Origin of the sequence: Saccharopolyspora sp. 6V (assembly GCF_020176785.1) — a bacterium.
GTDB classification, from domain to species: Bacteria; Actinomycetota; Actinomycetes; order Mycobacteriales; family Pseudonocardiaceae; genus Saccharopolyspora_C; species Saccharopolyspora_C gregorii.
Genome location: NZ_JAIUKB010000014.1, coordinates 81,135 through 98,059 on the forward strand (window position 1 = coordinate 81,135; position 16,925 = coordinate 98,059).

Genomic DNA, 16,925 nt, shown 5'->3' on the forward strand with positions numbered 1-16,925 from the left:
CCGAGCGTTCGGAGACCGGTGGTGCAGGAGCGGACGGCGCGATGCACCGCGGCCGCGATCGTGGTGGTTCCGGCGATCATGTCGGGGCTCCTCCGGACCGGGCGGGCGACGGGCCGGCGGGCAGTCGGAGCCCCCGGCGGCGTGCTTCGGTGAGCAGGGTCAGCTGGTCGTGCAGCAGGCGGTGCCGCAACGCCTCGCACGCGCGGATCTCGGCGACGAGCCCGGCATCGGTGCACTCGGCGACGCGGTCGTCGGTGAGCGGCTCGGGAGCGGACGGCCACCGCTCGCCGCCACCGCTCCCGGGATCGGGCGCGGCGCCGGTGGACGTCGGCGGACCGGTTCCCCCTGCGGCCGGGCCGGCCGCCGCCGGGACGAGGTGCAGCCTGCGGTGGGTGCGGTGTCTGGGGTCCATGACTCCGATCATCCGGAGTCGAACACGCGTTCGCCACTACACGAGCGGGTGGTCCTCCGGCGGAACAGCGGCGGCCCGGCGGCAGGTTGCACCGGGCATGCGAGTGATCGGCGCGACCCTGCCGATGAACGCGCTCACCGCCCGCCAGGCGCTGGACCTCCTGGACTCGGCGCCGGGCGAGGCGATCGCGGTCACCGGCGCCGCGGGGGCGTTCGGGGGTTGCGTGGTGCAGCTGGCGAAGGCCGACGGGCTGCGGGTCGTCGCGGACGCGGCCGACCGGGACCGGGAACTGGTCCGGTCGCTCGGGGCGGACGTCGTCGTGGCGCGCGGGGACGACGTGGCGGAACGCATCCGCGAGGCGGCACCGGCCGGGGTGGCGGGGATCGCGGACGGCGCGCTGCTCAACGACCGGCTGGTGCCCGCGGTGCGCGACGGCGGCCGGATCTCGACCGCGCGGTTCTTCACCGCCGGAGCGGAGCGCGGCATCACCTACCGGCCGGTGGCGGGGCGCGAGTACGCGCAGGAGTGGGAAGAGCTGGACCGGCCGCGGTCCCAGGTGGACGAAGGGGTGCTGACCCTGCGGCTGGCGCGGACCTACCCGGCGGGCGAGGCGGCGCAGGCGCACCGCGCGCTGGAAGCCGGCGGGGTGCGGGGCCGGTTGGTGCTGGAGTTCTGATCGGGACGGCGCCGCGAACCGGGTGCCCCCGCCGCGTCCGCCCCGGAACGGGGGTGGCGGCGTCCGGGGACTCGGCCGACCGGTGCGGTCGTCAGCCCTCGAGCTCCAGCAGGGCCTTGCGGACCCGCTCGACCTCGGCTTCGAGCTCGGCGAGCTTCGCCTCGTGCTGCTCGCGCGCGGCGCTCAGGACCTCTTCGATGGCTTCGGAGATGTCCTGGTGGAGTTCCGCCGCCGCCTTGGAGACCGCGGCCGCCGGGACCGGCAGGCCCTGCACGACGCGCTTGCCCGCGTGCATCAGCTCGGCCTGCCACTCGCCTTCCGCGGTGCCGGTCACGGTCAGCGTGAGCTCGACGGTGCGGGTCTTCTTGGCGGTGCTCTTCTTGGGCGCGCGGGTCTTCTTCGGCGCGGGCTCCGGCGTCGCGTCGGCCGGAGCGGCGTCGGCCGGGGCCGGGGCCGCCGCGGCGGGCTCGGACGGCGTCGCCGCGGCCTGCGCGGTGTCCGCCTCGGCCTGGGCGGTGCCGTTCTCCGGCTGCGCCGATGCCTGCTCGCCTTGGGTCTCTTCGCTGGTCACCTGGTCTGCTTCCTGCTCGCCCACGGATTCTCCTTGCTGTGCGCCGGTCGGTGACCCAGGATAGAACACCAGTTCCCCTGCGCCGTGTCGGCGGGCGGGGACCGGCGCGCGTGGGCACTGTAGCGGGAGCCTCCGCGCCGGTGGTGGTCATGGGTCGAGCGTGTCGAGCAGCGCCGCCAAGGCGGGGCGGAACGCGTGCTCGGCGGGCGCGGCGTAGCCGATCACCACTCCGGCGGGGTGGTCGCCGGGCCGCACCCACCACGGGCCGAGCACGTCGAGTTCGACGCCGCGGGCGCGGGCTCGGGCGAGGACCTGCTGCTCGTCGGGACCGTCGGGGTCGAGGCGCAACGTCAGGTGCAGGCCGGCGGAGATGCCCGCCGGGTAGCGCCGGTGCCCGGCGCGCAACCCGTCCAGGCCGTGCAGCAGCTGCTCGCGCCGCGCCCGGTACACGGCCCGGGACCGGCGCACGTGCTGGTCGTAGGCGCCGGATCGCAGCAGCTCGCCGAGCGCGAGCTGGTCGAACAGCGGCCCGAACCGCCCGTGGGTGCGCATCGCCCGCACCGGTTCGACCAGCCGGGCGGGCAGCGCCAGCCAGGCGATGCGCAGCGCGGGGGCGAGGGTCTTGCTCGCGGTGCCCGCGTAGATCACCGCGTCCGGGGCCATGCCCTGCAGCGATCCGACGGGTTTGCGGTCGAAGCGGAACTCCCCGTCGTAGTCGTCCTCGACGACGAGCACGCCGTCGGCCTTGGCGCGGCGGATCAGCTCGGCGCGGCGCTGCGCCCGCATGGTGACGCCGAGCGGGAACTGGTGCGCGGGGGTGACGACGACGGCAGGGCTGCGCAGCGCGGACACGTCGATGCCGCCGTCGTCGACGGGGACGCCGCGCACGGTCATCCCGTCCTCGGCGGCGATGTCGCGGAAGTGCGGCAGCGACGGGTCCTCGAAGTCGATCGAGGAGTCGCCCCGGGCGCGCAGGACCCTGCTGATCAGCGAGAGCGCCTCGCTGTAGCCGTTGCAGACGACCAGCCGATCGGGGGTGGTGTGCACGGCCCGGGCGCGTCGCAGGTATTCGGTGAGCGCTTCGCGCAGCGCGAGCGGGCCCTGCGGATCGCCGTAGTCGAGCTCGTCGGCGGGCATGGCGCGCAGCACGCGGCGGCTCGCGGCCAGCCAGTCCTTGCGCGGGAAGGCGCTCAGGTTCGGCCTGCCCGGGCGGAAGTCCCAGCGCGGCGCGCGGCCCGTCGGGCGGGGCGCCGGCGGGTCGGGGCGTTCGCCGCTGCGGAGCCGCTCGGCGACGGTGGTGGGCGCGCCTTGCCGGGACAGCAGGAACCCTTCGGTGCCGAGCTGGGCGTACGCCCTGGTCACGGTGCCGCGCGCGATGCCGAGGTCGTGGGCGAGGGTGCGGGTGGAGGGCACGCGGCTTCCCGCGGCGAGGCGGCCGTCGCGGATCGCCGCGCGCAGGGCCTCCGCGAGGGTGCTGCTGTCGGGCCGCCCCGACCAGTCCAGGTGCAGGTCCAGCCCGGATTCGAGCGAACCGGACCGTTCGCGGTTCACGGCTGCCGAGCTTATCGAACGCCGGCGGCGGAACCGGCCCGGCCGGGCGCGTTCCGTTGATAACCTTCGCCGGATCACGGTGAGGGGCGGACGAGTGCAACAGGGGCCGGATTCCCACGAGCGCTTCCTCGGCAGCATGCTCGGCGGTGCGCTGGGCGATGCGCTGGGGTTCGCGGTCGAGTTCCGCGGGATCGACGCGATCCGGGAGCGGTACGGACCGGACGGCGTGACCGGCCCGGTGCTCGCGCAGGGCCGCGCGGAGATCTCCGACGACACGCAGCTGATGCTGTTCACCCTGGAAGGCCTGGTCCGCGCGCACGTGGCGCGGCGGATGCAGCCGGTGGACAACGATCCGGTGCCGGAGGTGCAGCACGCCTACCAGCGGTGGCTGCACACCCAGGGCCGCACCTGGGCGGAGGCGGCCGGGCCGTACGGGGTGCACCTGGCGGAACCGGACGGCTGGCTGATCGCCCAGCGCGAGCTGTTCGCGGTCCGCGCCCCGGGCAACACCTGCATGCTGGCGCTGATCGAGTTCGGGCGCACCCACCGGCAGGCGACGCCGGAGAACGCGGCGAACGATTCGAAGGGCTGCGGCGGGGTGATGCGGGCGGCGCCGGTGGCGGTGTGGTCGCACGATCCCGCCGAGGTGTTCCACGCGGCGGTGGGAACGGCGGCGCTGACGCACGGCCACCCGTCCGGCTACCTGTCGGCGGGGGTGTTGGCGGTGGTGGTGCACCAGCTGATCCGGGAGGTACCGCTGCCGGACGCGGTGCGGCTGGCGCGGGACCTGCTGCTGCGCTGGCGCGGTCACGAGGAGCAGTTGCGGCTGCTGGACGCGGCGGTGGAGCTCGCCGAGCGGGGCCCGGTGCCGCCGGAACAGCTCGCGGAACGGCTCGGCGGCGGCTGGGTGGGCGAGGAGGCGCTGGCGATCGGCCTGTACGCGGCGCTGGCGGTGCCGGACGCGCGGCGGGCGCTGCTGCTGTCGGTGAACCACTCGGGTGATTCGGATTCGACGGGGATGGTGTGCGGGAACGTCGTCGGCGCGCTGCACGGGGTCCGCGCCCTCCCGCCGGAGTGGCTGGACGTGCTGGAGCTGCGCGAGGTGGTGACGGCGCTGTCCCGCGACGCGCTCGCCGAGTTCAGCCCGGCCCCACCCGCGGACGCCGCGTGGAGCAGGCGCTATCCCGCGTGGTGAGCAAGCTCTCGATCACCGCGGTACCCGCCGTGGCCACCGCTGATCCACCCGCAGCACGCCACCCGGTCGTTCGATCACCCGGGGGAGTCGGCCGTGGCGTCGGTCAAGTGCGGCAACATTGGCGGGGTGCGGTCCAAGGGATCGGCGGTGCCCCGCCGGAGCCGGGAAAGCTCCCGGGCCTCCGCCGCAGCGGTGCGGCGGCCTTGCGACCGACGTCCGCGGCCGGAGGTCGTGGGCGCTGCCCCGCACGGTGACCCGACAGGAGACTGGGGATGACCGGTGACACCTCGTGGTTCGCGAACACGCACGGTTCGGCCGTGTCGCGGCGGGAGCCGCGCGCGCTGAGCTGGTCGGACCGGTTCCGCGGCGCGCTGCTCGGCGGCGCCGTGGGCGATGCGCTGGGCGCGGGGGTGCGCACCAGGTCGGCGTGGGACATCCAGCACTGGTTCGGCAAGCAGGGCGTGACCGACTACCTGCCCGTGTTCGGGCGGCGCGGTGGCGCCACGGAGCTGACGCAGCTGGCCGTGTTCACCTTGGAGGCGCTGCTGCGGGCGCGGGCGGTGAACGGCGATTCGGTGGAGTGGCTGCCCACTCCGGTGATCCGCACGAACCACCTGCGCTGGCTGTACACGCAGGGGGTGCCGTGGGAGTTCGCGATGTCCGGCTACCTGCAGACGCATCCGGAGCCGAGCGGCTGGCTGCTGGAGACGCCGCAGCTGTTCTCCACCCGCAACCCGGCGGGCGGGGCGCTGTCCGGGCTGGGCAAGCTCGCCGCGCAGCCGCCGACGCAGCAGCACGCCGCCGACGCGCGGTCCGGGCCGGTGGTGCGGCCGGGCTTCGCCGACTGCGCGGTGTGGGCGGCGCCGACGATGGTGTGGAGCACCTCGCAGGAGCGGGTGTTCGCGGCGGGCGCCGACGTGGCCCGGCTGCTCACCGACGACGTGAACGTGCAGGGCGCGGCCGGGTTCCACGCGGACGTGCTGACCCAGCTGATCCAGGGCGACATCGGGTTGTGGGAGGCGGTGGGCCTCACCGACGCCCGGTTGAGCTCGCTGCACAGCGGGGCCGACGGGCCGGCCGCGGTGCGCCGGGCGGTGCACGCGGCGATGTTCGCGACCCGCGACGGCCGCCGCCCGCAGCCCGCCGAGCTGGACGCCGAGTTCGACACCGAGCACAAGCCGGGTGAGCTGGGCACCGCGCTGGCTGCGGTGGCGGCGACCGGGAGCTTCGCCGAGGCCGTGCTGATGGCGGTGAACGTGTCGGCGGACAGCAGCGTCACGGGTGCGATGGCGGGTCAGCTCGCCGGTGCCCTGCACGGGCCGGACGCGATTCCGCCGCGGTGGCGCGACGAGCTGGAACTGGGCGACATCATCGAGACGTTGTGCGCCGACGCGGCCGAGGCGTTCGCCCCGCCGCCGCCCCCGCCGCCGTTGCCGAAGTGGGCGCAGCGCTACGTGGGCGATCCGCGCGGTTCGTCCGGGCCGCGGGAGCTGGACGCCCCGCTGATGACCACGGTGGACAGCGGCCGCGGGCCGGAGCCGGTGCGGCCGGTGGACGGCAGCAACGAAGAAACGATGATCATCGACCTGAGCCGGTTGAACTCGCACCCGGACGCACCGGAGTTCGGCGACCCGGCCGCCGAACCCGCGCCGGAACCGGTCGTCGAGGCGAGCGCGGAGCACCACGTCCGGCACGAAGCCGAGCCGCGGGAACCGCAGCTCTGGCAGGAGCCCCCGGCCCGGCAGGAATCCCGGTCTCGCCCGGAATCCCCGGCCCATCAGGATTCGCAGCCGCGTCAGGAAGCCCAGTCCCGCCAGGAAGCCCAGTCCCGTCAGGAAACCCAGTCCCGTCAGGAAACCCAGCCGCGCGGGGAATCCCAGTCCTGGCCGGAATCCCAGCTCCGGCAGGAATCCCCATCCCGGCCCGACCTCCGCGCGGAGCCGCCGCAGGCCCCGCCCGTCCCCCGGCCGGAACCCGAACCGGAACCGGTCAACGCGTTCACCCAGGCAACCGACCGCACCGACCTGTCGATGCTGGCCGCGCACCGGCCGCCCGCCGAGGACGCCGACGAAGCGCGGCCGATGCCGGACTTCGGCGCGGGCGGTTTCCAGCTCTCGACGGATCGCACCGACCGCGAGGAGCTCGCCCGGCTGGCGAAGCTGGTGTCGATCCGGCCGGAGGCGGCCGGGCGGATCCCGCGGGAGGAGCTGGTGCCCCCGCGCCCCGAACCCGCCGCGGAACCGGAACCGCCGCAGCACGACCGGCCCGACGACTCGCGGCGCTACGACCACGGCGGCGAACCTCCGCGCCACGACCACGATGCGGAGCCGCCGCAGCACGAGCCCTACGCGGAACCGCCGCAGCACGAGCACGGCGCGCTGCCGCACCACGGCGACCCGCCGCACCATCACGGCGAACCGCCGCACCACCACGGCGACCCGCCGCACGAGGAACCGCTCACCGCTCCGGAACCGGACGACCGCGAGCAGGCCGGTCCCGAAACGGCCGAGTTCCCCGCGGGTCGAGTGGACGCGTCTCCCGAGCAGTGGGCCGAGCGCCCGGACCCCGAACCGCACGACCGCCACGAGCAGGCCGAACCGGAGGAGCCGGACTTCGCCGCCGACCGCGAGGAACCGGCGCACCACGCCGCCGACGCGGAGGCGCCCGTCGAGGCGCGGATCGCGAAATCGCCGGGCGCGGGCGGACACGCCAAGTCGGAGGCCGTCGACGAGGTCGCGCCCGCGCTGACCGAGCGGGTGCTGGGCTGCTTCCTCGGCGGTGCGCTCGGCGACGCGATGGGTTCCGACCTGGAGTTCGTCACCGCCGAGCAGATCACCGAGCGGTTCGGCCCGGACGGCCCGCAAGGTCTCCGGGAGGCCTACGGCGTGCAGGGCGCGATCACCGACGACACCCAGATGACGCTGTTCAGCGCGGAAGGCCTCATCCGCGGTGGCATCGCGCGGCGCACCCTCGGCAGCACCGACCCGCTTCCGGAGATCCAGCTGGCCTACCAGCGCTGGCTGCACACCCAGGGCGTGGAATGGGAGGCCGCGGCGGGCGCGTTCCGCTCGGTGTACCCGGAGCCGGACGGCTGGCTGGTGGAGGTGCCGGGGCTGTTCTCGAACCGCGCTCCCGGCAAGACGATCTTCCGCGCGCTGGCCCGGTTCGGCGACGGGCAGTCGGCCGGGTCGATCACCGAGCCGATCAACGACTCGAAGGGCTGCGGCGGGGTGATGCGGTCGGCGCCGATGGCGCTGTACTCGCCGGACCCGCCGGTGGCGTTCGAGCTGGCCGCGCGCGCCGCCGCGCTCACCCACAGCCATCCGTCCGGCTACCTGTCGGCGGGCGCGCTGGCGGTGATCGTGCAGCAGGCGCTGCTGGGCCAGACCCTCGACGACGGGGTGTGGCTGGCGCTGCAGGTCTTGGAGACCTGGGAGGGGCACGAGGAGACGAGCGCGCTGCTCAAGCAGGCCGTCGAGCTGGCGGAGCGGGGCGATCCGACGCCCGAGGACATCGCCGGAACCCTCGGCGGCGGCTGGGTCGGCGAGCAGGCGCTGGCGATCGCGGTGTGCGGTGCGCTGGCCGGTGGCGACGACGTGGCGAAGGCGCTGCGCATCGCGGTGCACCACGACGGCGACAGCGACTCGACCGGGGCGATCTGCGGCAACATCGTCGGCGCGCTGATCGGGGTGAGCGGGCTGCCGGTCGGCTGGCTGGCCGACTTGGAGCTGCGCGACGTCGTGGAGCAGATCGCGCTGGACTGCGTGGCCGAGTTCGGCGACTCGCTGTCCCGCGACCCGGACGCGCCGGAACCGCCGGCGAGCGAGCGCCCCGCCGACGAGGAGTGGGACGAGCGCTACCCGGTGCGGAGGCTGCCGATCGCGGCCGAAGCGGCGCCGCCCGTCCAGCCGGAACCGCGTGCCGACGACCCCGGTGATCCGCCTACCGCGCTGCTGCCCGCAGTCGGGGTCGAGCCGCCGGAGCAGGAACCACCGGCGCCGCCCGAACCGGAACCGGAGCCGCTGGCGGCGTTCCCGGCGCCGAAGCCGTCGCCGCGCCGCATCCAGGGCCCGCAGCCCGCCTACGACGGCGAGGGCTGACCACCGGGCCAGGTGAGCAGGGATACACCGGGATCGGCGTGATCCGGCCCGGGCCGCCGAGGCGTGTTGGTAGCGTTCCCGCCGCACGAGGAGAAGATCGGATCGGTCGGGCCGCGGCGCCCGACCTCCGCACACGTTCGGGGGCGGAGTGCCTGAGGACATCAGCGCGGCTGAGCGGATGGTCCGCGAGTGGCAGGAACGCGCGACCGAGAAGGCCGAGAAGTTCGGCCGCATGCAGGCCCAGATCGAGCAGATCTCGGTCACCGAGTCCTCCCGCGACGGCGCGGTGCGGGTGACGGTCGGCTCCAGCGGCATGCTCGACGACCTGGTGCTCGCCGAGAACGCCGGGAACCGCCCGATGGCGAAGCTCGCGGGCGAGATCATGCGCACGGTGCGGCTGGCCCAGTCGAAGCTGCCGGAACGCATGCAGGAAGCCGCGGCGAGCACCGTCGGTGAGGGCGACGAAGCCGTGCGCCACATGTTGGGCCAGGCCAAGCGATTCTTCCCGGAGCCGCCGGAGGAACCGGAGGAGCCGCCGCGCCGCCCCGGGGTGCAGGAGATGCGCATCGGCCCCGAGGACGACGGTCCGCGGCCGCCGCGCCGGCCGAACCGCGCACCGCGGCGGCCCGGCCCGGACGACTTCGACGACGAGGACTTCAGCCGCGGCTCGTTCCTGCGCTGACGACGGGGAGAACCGATGTCCGAAGACATGAACGTCGTCATCGAGGACCTCCGCGCCCATGCGTCCAAAGTGGACGGAGTGGCGGAGGCGCTGGACGCCGCCGTCGACGCCTCGCGGGCCGTGACGATGGACAACGACGCCTACGGGATCCTGTGCCGCCCCTTCGCATGGATGGTCGACCAGGCCGAGCAGCACGGCATCGACACCCTCCAGCACGCTGCCGAAGCCATCCGGGGCACCGCCTCGGACGTGCGCGCCGCGGCTGAGGAGTACCAGGCCACCGACGACGGGAACAGCCGGAACTTCGACGGGATGCAGGCGTGAGCAATCCGCTCGTCAACGCGCAGAACGCCGTCGATCCCTCGGAACCGCCGGACGGCATCACGGGCATCGGCATCGTGGAGTCCTGGCACGACGTCACCAGCCTCAACGACGAGTCCACCTGGCTGGAGAGCAGCCTCGGCTACGGCGGGCTCGCGATGGAAGCGGTCAGCGTCGTCGTCGACCCGGTCGGCACCCTGCTCTCCTACGGGGTGGCGTGGCTGATCGAGCACATCCAGCCGCTGCAGGAAGCCCTCGACTGGTTCGCCGGTGACCCCGACGGGGTGCAGGCCTATTCCGAGCAGTGGCAGCAGGTCGCGACCTCGGTCGGTGCGGCCGCGACGCAGTACCGCGACTCCGTGCGGGCCGACACCGCGCACTGGACCGGCGCTGCCGGCGACGCGTACCGGCGGCACGCCGCGGAGCGGGCGACGGCGCTGACCGGGGCGGGCGAGCTCGCGGGCACCATCTCCAGCGTCGTGGGCACGATGGGCATGGTCGTGTCCTTCGTGCGCGACTTCGTCCGGGACCTCGTCGCCGACTGCATCTCCCGGCTCATCACCTACGCGCTGGAAGCGCTCGCGCCACCCGTGGTCTCCCTCGCCTGGGTCGTGCCGCAGGCGGTGGCGTTCATCGCCCGGACCGTCACGAAGATCGCCGACATCGTCGGGAAGCTGATCAAGACCATCGGCAACGTCGGGCCGAAGATGGCGCGGATGGTCGAGGTCTTCGGCGACCTCATGAAGATGCTCGGCAAGGGCGCGAAGTTCTCCGCGGAGAAGGTCGCGGCGGCCGGGAAGATCGCCTCGAAGGTCGCCGACAAGCTCGACGTCTCCGGGAAGATCGCGGACAAGGCCGCGGACAAGGCCTGGCGCAAGCTCGACGACGTCTTCGACACCGACGTGGCGGGCAGGCACCACGCCAGGGCCGGTGGCGGCGACTCCGGAGGCTCGGACTCGGACGGTGGCGGAACCGATTCCCCCGCGGACGCGCGCAGGTCGAGTGCGGACGGGTCGGAGGTGCGGACCGCCGCGGGCAGGTCCAGCGGCGACGGGCCGGAGGCGCCGACCGGCAGGTCCACCGGCGACGGGCCCGAGACGCCGACCGGCGCTGGCACGTCGATGCGATCCGCGGGGGATGCGGCGCCGGGTCGAGCGGACGCGGAGAGCGCGTCCGGCGGCGGTTCCACGTCCGGCGGACAGGCGAGTGGCGGTTCCTCGTTCCGCTCGGACGCGGGCGGCGCACCGGTCGGGCACGCGCCCGAGAGCGGGACCTCGGCCGAGGTGCGGAGCGCCCCGGTCGACGCGGGCGGGCGCGCAGGTGGCGGGCCGGACACCGCGAGCTCGGGCGGCACCGCACCGGGCGAGCAGGCCGGTTCGGCTGCGGGCCGGTTCACCGCGCAGAGCGGCGAGGCGCCCGCCGGCGGCCCCGCGACGTCCACATCGGACGGTGGTGGTGCCGGTGGGTACCTGCCGGGCTCGTCCGCCGGGCACGCCGACGTGCCGAGCAGGCCCGCGGCGACGACGTCCGCCGCGGTCGATGCCCCGGTGCGCCCGCCGAACGCGGACGCGCCCGCCGCGGCGCCGACTCCGCCACGCCAGCCGGACCAGCCGGGTGCCGCGCCCTCCAGCGGATCGTCGGCAGGCGGCGGCCCCGCCGGAGGAGCTCCGCAGGCGGGTGCGCCGGGCGCGCCCGGCGCTCGCGGCGCCCGACCGGCCGGCTGGACCGGCACCCCGGGCAGCCCCGGCGCCGCCCACCTGCCGAGCGGGCCTCGCGCGCCGCATGCGCCGGACGGCCCCCGCACGGCGCCGGAACGAGCCGCGCACGCGCACCGGGATGCGCCCGACCAAGGGAATTCGCCGCAGCAGCCCGGGAATCCGCGCGCCGCGGTATCACGAGCGGATGCGCCACAAACACCGAGCGCTCCGCCACGGGCCGATGCGCCGACTCCGCCGCGGGCGGACGGGCCGGTGTCCCCTCGGACGGATGCGCCGATGCCTTCGCGGGCGGATGCGCCGGTGCCGCCTCGGGCGGATGGGTCGACTCCGCCTCGGGCGGATGGGCCGGTGCCGCCTCGAGCCGACGCGCCGGTACCTCCTCGGACGGATACCCCGGTGCCGCCCCGGGCGGATGGGTCGACTCCGCCTCGCGCGGATGCCCCGGTGTCGCCGCGGGCCGACGCGCCGGTGTCCCCGCGGGCGGATGGGCCGGTGCCTTCGCGGGCGGATGCGCCGACTCCGCCTCGTGCCGCCGCGCCGGTACCGCCTCGGACGGATCCACCGGTACCGCCGCGAGGAGACGCCCCCGCGGCACCCTCGCCCCGGCCGGACGGCCCCGGCACGCCGCACGCTCCCGGCCCGGACTCGCCGGGAGCGCGCCACCAGACATCCGCCCCGCGTCCCGCCGCGCCGCAGCCGAGGTTCCCGGACGAGCGGCCGTGGTCGCGGCTCGACGGGTCGGATTTCGCCCACGTCGCCCCGAACTCGGCCGTGCCGTGGGGCACGGGCCACCGGAGCCATCCCGACGCGCAGCCGCAGCGCGCACCGGAGCGGTCGACCGCCGAATCGATGGCCGCCGAACGTCCGGTGCCGCGGCACGAGCAGGTCCAGCACGCCTGGAACCGCCCCGGTGACGGGCCTGCCGAGCTCGACCTGTCCCCGGAGCTGCGCGCGAAGCTCGGCGACGACGCCCACGACATCGGGGCGACGGAGTCCGGTATCTCGATGGTGCGCAGCGGTTCCGGTGTCGAACCGCCGCCCGGTGCGGCCGTCGACCCGAAGCGCTTCACCATCGAAGTCCACGGTGGACCGGACGGTGTGCGGCTCGGCGACCGCGACCTCGACGCGAAGGAACTCGCCGAGGTCATCAAGGCCGCACCCGGCTACCGCCCCGGCGAACCGGTCCGCCTGATCTCCTGCCGCACCGGCGCCGACACCGGCGACGGCACCCCGAACTTCGCGCAGCAGCTGGCGAAGGAACTGGACGCCGAGGTCGTGGCGCCGTCCACGGACGCCTGGGTCGACAACTTCGGCAACGTCTACGCCAGCAAGGACCGCGCCTCCTTCGAACCCGACGCCTCCGGCGCCCCGCAGCCCCGCTTCGACGAACCCGGCCAGTGGACCGCCTTCCGCCCCGACGGCACCACCGCCGTCCACGACAGCCCCTACCCGCCCGGCCACGAACCTGAATGGGTCCGCAACGGCCGGCTCGCCGACGACGCCGAGCAGCGGGGCCTGCTGCGCAAGCTGGCCGAGTTCTTCGGCTTCCGGCCCCGAGATCCGAGCCCGCCACCCGGGCACCAGCAGATGTGGCCGGACCCCAGGACGCCGTGGCAGCACCAAGGGCACCTGCTGCCGCAGGAACACCCGCAGGGCTACCCGGCGGCCCAGGGGCACCCGCAGCACCCCGGATATCCGCAGCAGCCCGGTCACCCGGAGCAGCCCGGTCACCCGCAGTCGACCGGATACGCGCAGCAGCCCGGGAGCCCGCAAGCACCAGGACCGGCACAGCCGCCGGGACGCGTGCAGCAGGGCCCGCCGCAGTTCCAGCAGCAGCCCGGCGGCCACGACCTCGCCCGCGGACAACAGGCCCAGCCTCCGGCTGCGGGCCCCTACCCGCACCCTGCGGCCCACCCGAACTCGGTGCCCCGCCCGCAGGGCGGTGGGCATCTCCCGCAGGAACGGCAGTCCCACCTGCACCCCGGCGCGCAGCCGGAAGCGCAGCGCCCGAGACCGGTGCAGGCGTCGCCGAGCAACCCGGGGGATCCGCGCGTCGGGTCGCCGCGCAACCCTGCGCCGCAGCAGCCTTTCCAGGGCCGGAGCGGACTCGGCCCGGCTGGACGATCTTCCGAGCAGAACCTCGGCCGCCACGATGCCCCGGGCCAGCAGCCCCCTCAGCAGTCGCAGTCGAACGCGGACCTCGCCGCGCAGCGGCGGTCCTTGGACGGTGCTACCGACCCGGCTCTGCCGCGCATGCGAGCGCGAGACGGACAGGGGGCAGATCCACGGTACCCGCAGCGTGATGCGGGAGGCCTCGGTGAGACGACCGCACGATCGCGGGACTCCGCCCATGCCGATACGACTCGGAGCGGGCCTGGCGGACCACGAAGCACCACCCGAGGGCAGCAGGGCGAGCCGAACCCGCGGACGTGGGAGAGCGATCTCGGCGGACGAGGCGCGCCGCACCTGGCTCAATCGCCTGCGAGGCATGAGCAGGCGAATTCCGCATCCGAGCCGTCGGTTGCGAGAACCGACAGGGCTGATCCGGATTCGCCCCGAGAGGGTGGCGTTCCAGGAACCCCGATTCGAGAGCCTGATTTCAGTGAGCCGCTCGGCCACCTATCTGATGGTGCTGAACTCGACCAGGCTAGCGTTGAGAGGTCCTTGACGCGGCAGTACTCGGGTGAGCGCGACGTTGTGTGGCGCGCCGATCGAGACACGCTCTACCGCCATGATGACCGACCTCCGGAACAGATCTTCGCTGACGGAGGAGGGTTCCGTGCACGGGGGGAGCGCGTTGATCTCTGGCAACACTTGGAAAATTCGAGAGGCGGGTTGGTCGCGACCACGCGTAGCGAGTCCCATGCTTTCGACCGCGCTGTTGGCAGCGGAAAGGGGGGCGTGTCGTACGTGTACGTGATCGAAGCTCCCGGCGGTGTCGACGTCGACGAGATGAATCTCGGGGACTCACGAGAGTCGGAAGTGGCGTTCGTGAAGAACATCGATGTCAGATTCATCCGAAAGTGCATGGAGGTGGACAAGAGGACAGGTGAGGTGATCAACCACCACCACAACCCGCATTTTTGGAAGGAATCAGGTTGATGAGCTCGTCGAACGAGACTCCCGGGACTCCGGTGATCACGGCGTCGATGCGGGAAGCGGCGAGGGCGCGTGCGGGCGGCTACCTCTACGTCACGGATCCCGCTTACGACCCCGATGGCGACGTGCCCCCGCACGGGATCAAGGGCGCCTTCGGCGTCGACGAGAACGGAGATATCGGGAACTTCCATCCCAATCCGAACTATCGACCGTCGCGGGTGGAGGAGGCGGAGCCGCCGGCGGGCTTGGTCGATCACGGCTTGCGCGAGACGCTGGCGGGCCGCTTCGACCAGGAGCAGTTCCTGCGCTACGTGGCCGGCGCGGTGCTGCCGGTCCTTGTGTCGGAGCAGGGGAACCCGCTCCTGCTCGACGCCGACGACGGCGTTTGCCTGATGACGTACAGCACGCCGAAGGCCGTGCCGGAGGACGTGCGGATCGAGCGAATGTACCTCCCCCGGGTCGTGCCGAAGCTGCCGACCGAGGCGTCCGTGGTGCTGACGGGAACTGCCGGAGTGCAGGCGAGGTATCCGGTCCCGGATCTGGTGGCGGCGATGCGCGCTGCGCAGATGCTGTTGGACGACCCCGAGGGCGGTACCCGCGTCGGGCCTCCGATCTGGGTGGAGTACGGCCCGCGGTTGGTCGAAGCGGTGGGCGAGGAGACCTTCGCCGCGGCGGAACGTGCTTTGGCGCGTTGGGGCACGCTCGGAAGTGCGCTCAACCGAGAGGGCGCTCGATCCGCTGTGCTGGGGATCGTCGCGGTCGAGGTGCTGGTGGCCAGTGGTGTCACCGATCCGGACGTGCTCGCGGCGGCAGCGGCGTTCCGCGGTGTGGAACCCCGGTACGCCGGCCTGCGCGAGCGGGTGACCAAGGTCCCGGACGAAGGGCTGCCGGTGGCGATGTTGTTGCGGGCGGCGGTGAGCCCGGAAGTGCCAGGGGATGTGAACCCGGAGCTGGTTTTCCAGGACTACTCGGGCCATCTCAACGAGCTGCCGTGGCAGGTGCGCGCAATCGTGCTCGCCCACCGGGTCGCAGACCTCACCTCCCCGTTCCTGCCGCCTGAACGGCGCGAGGTCTCGCGAGCCGACTTGGCAGGGCCGTTGTTGTCCTGCGCGCAGGATCTGCCCGAAGCGCTGCGGAACCAGGTCGCCGAGCTGGCCGGGGCCGATCCTTCGGATCTGATCTCGTTCCGCGCGGCTCCGCGTCCGGTTCCGGCGGTCGCCTCCGACGACCACGCCATCGAGCGGGTCCGCGCGGCAACGGGGTTGACCGGTCCTGCCGATGTCGCCGATGTCGGCCCGGCCTACGTCGTGCGGGAGTCGGGTGGCTCGGCGCAGCTGCACTTCGTCCACAAGCGCTGGGGAACCGTGACCAGCGTGCTGGACGAAGGCGGAGCGATCAGCGACTACTGCGGCAGGTACGAGCTGTTCTCCTTCGACGCGGCGGTGTTGACCTCGCGAGCCGTCGCGCAGGCTGGGGCGGGTTCCGCACGGACGGCCCCGGAACCGCACGAGCGCTTCACCGGATCTCTGCTCGGCGGCGCTGCCGGTGATGCGCTCGGTTACGCGCTCGAGTTCCACGACGTCGCGGTCATCCGGCAGCAGCACGGTCCGGCCGGCCTCACCGGACCGGTGCTGCACGGCGGTGTCGCGCCGGTCTCCGATGGCACGCAGCTGATGCTGTTCACGGTGGAGGGGCTGATCCGGGCGCACGTGGCACGGCGGGCTCAGCCCGCGGACGACGATCCGATTCCCGAGGTGCAGCACGCTTATCAGCGTTGGCTGCACGCTCAGGGCCGCCCGTGGGCGCAAGCGGGCGGGCCGTACGCGCACCACCTGCAGCGGCCGGACGGATGGTTGATCACGAACCCCGGATTGTTCGCGCAGCGGTCGCCGGGCGGCACCTGCCTGCAGGCGGTGGAGAACTTCGCGCGAACGCACCGCTTCGCGACTCCGCAGCACCGGCTCAACGATTCGAAGGGTTGCGGCGGTGTGGTGCGAGCGGCGCCGGTGGCGGTGTGGTCGCACGATCCCGCCGAGGTGTTCCGCGTCGCAGTGGGCACCGCGGCGCTCACCCACGGCCATCCGAGCGGTTTCCTGTCCGCCGGGGTGTTGGCGGTGGTGGTGCACCAGCTGATCCGGGAGGTGCCGCTGCCGGACGCGGTGCGCACGGCGCGCGAGCTGCTGGTGCGCTGGCCGCTGCACGAGGAGCAGTTGTGGCGCCTGGACGCCGCGGTGCAGCTGGGGGGCAAGGGGCCGGTGAGCCCGGAGGAGATCAACGCGGTCCTCGGCCACGGCGTGCTGGCCGAGGAGGTGTTGGCGATCGGTCTGTACGCGGCGCTGGCGACCGGCGATCTCCGCTCGGCGCTGCTGCTGTCGGTGAACCACTCCGGCGACTCGGCGTCGACCGGGATGGTGTGCGGGAACATCGCGGGCGCGCTGCACGGGGTCGAGGCGCTGCCACCGGAGTGGCTGGGCCCGTTGGAGCTGCGGGACGTCGTGGAGGTCTCGGCACGGGACGCCCAGGCGGAGTTCGGCCCGCACCCCCCCACCGACCCCACCTGGTTCCAGCGCTACCCGGGTTGGTGAGGGGTGGGTCGGTGC

10 protein-coding genes are annotated in these 16,925 nt (G+C 73.9%); 7 read left to right on the forward strand and 3 right to left on the reverse strand.

What is annotated here, in order from left to right:
* Window positions 1-76: 76 nt before the first annotated feature.
* A complete protein-coding gene (locus tag LCD35_RS02885) occupies window positions 77-412 on the reverse strand; it encodes a hypothetical protein (protein ID WP_224956685.1) in 336 nt (111 codons plus the stop codon).
* Between the two features lie 97 nt (window positions 413-509).
* On the opposite strand from LCD35_RS02885, the gene LCD35_RS02890 reads away from it, so the two are divergent.
* Window positions 510-1,088: a zinc-binding dehydrogenase gene (locus tag LCD35_RS02890; RefSeq protein ID WP_224956683.1), complete on the forward strand. Its 579-nt coding sequence runs from the start codon at window positions 510-512 to the stop codon at window positions 1,086-1,088.
* Between the two features lie 91 nt (window positions 1,089-1,179).
* Here the strand turns inward: LCD35_RS02890 and LCD35_RS02895 are convergent, their stop codons facing one another.
* Together LCD35_RS02895 and LCD35_RS02900 are read right to left on the reverse strand one after the other, a co-directional pair.
* Window positions 1,180-1,683 carry a DUF6319 family protein gene (locus LCD35_RS02895; protein ID WP_224956681.1) on the reverse strand — a complete coding sequence of 168 codons (504 nt, stop codon included), beginning with the start codon at window positions 1,681-1,683 and terminating at the stop codon, window positions 1,180-1,182.
* A gap of 123 nt (window positions 1,684-1,806) precedes the next feature.
* The gene (locus tag LCD35_RS02900; protein WP_225043665.1) at window positions 1,807-3,210 is read right to left on the reverse strand and encodes a PLP-dependent aminotransferase family protein; all 1,404 of its coding nucleotides are present in this window, start codon (window positions 3,208-3,210) and stop codon (window positions 1,807-1,809) included.
* 94 nt (window positions 3,211-3,304) lie between these two features.
* Here LCD35_RS02900 and LCD35_RS02905 point away from each other — a divergent pair, with 94 nt between their 5' ends.
* The 6 genes from LCD35_RS02905 to LCD35_RS02930 all read left to right on the forward strand — a co-directional run bounded on the left by LCD35_RS02905 (window position 3,305) and on the right by LCD35_RS02930 (window position 16,910).
* The gene (locus tag LCD35_RS02905) at window positions 3,305-4,405 is read left to right on the forward strand and encodes an ADP-ribosylglycohydrolase family protein (RefSeq protein ID WP_224956678.1); all 1,101 of its coding nucleotides are present in this window, start codon (window positions 3,305-3,307) and stop codon (window positions 4,403-4,405) included.
* Window positions 4,406-4,677: 272 nt separating this feature from the next.
* Window positions 4,678-8,505 carry an ADP-ribosylglycohydrolase family protein gene (locus tag LCD35_RS02910; protein WP_225043666.1) on the forward strand — a complete coding sequence of 1,276 codons (3,828 nt, stop codon included), beginning with the start codon at window positions 4,678-4,680 and terminating at the stop codon, window positions 8,503-8,505.
* 148 nt (window positions 8,506-8,653) lie between these two features.
* A complete protein-coding gene (locus LCD35_RS02915; RefSeq protein ID WP_224956676.1) occupies window positions 8,654-9,187 on the forward strand; it encodes a YbaB/EbfC family nucleoid-associated protein in 534 nt (177 codons plus the stop codon).
* A 15-nt stretch (window positions 9,188-9,202) separates the two neighbouring features.
* Complete coding sequence (locus LCD35_RS02920; protein WP_224956675.1) at window positions 9,203-9,511, forward strand: type VII secretion target; 309 nt, start codon at window positions 9,203-9,205, stop codon at window positions 9,509-9,511.
* Complete coding sequence (locus LCD35_RS02925; RefSeq protein ID WP_225043667.1) at window positions 9,508-14,328, forward strand: hypothetical protein; 4,821 nt, start codon at window positions 9,508-9,510, stop codon at window positions 14,326-14,328. Before LCD35_RS02920 ends, LCD35_RS02925 begins: the two co-directional genes overlap by 4 nt.
* A complete protein-coding gene (locus tag LCD35_RS02930; RefSeq protein ID WP_225043668.1) occupies window positions 14,328-16,910 on the forward strand; it encodes a type VII secretion system-associated protein in 2,583 nt (860 codons plus the stop codon). Before LCD35_RS02925 ends, LCD35_RS02930 begins: the two co-directional genes overlap by 1 nt.
* Window positions 16,911-16,925: the final 15 nt, after the last annotated feature.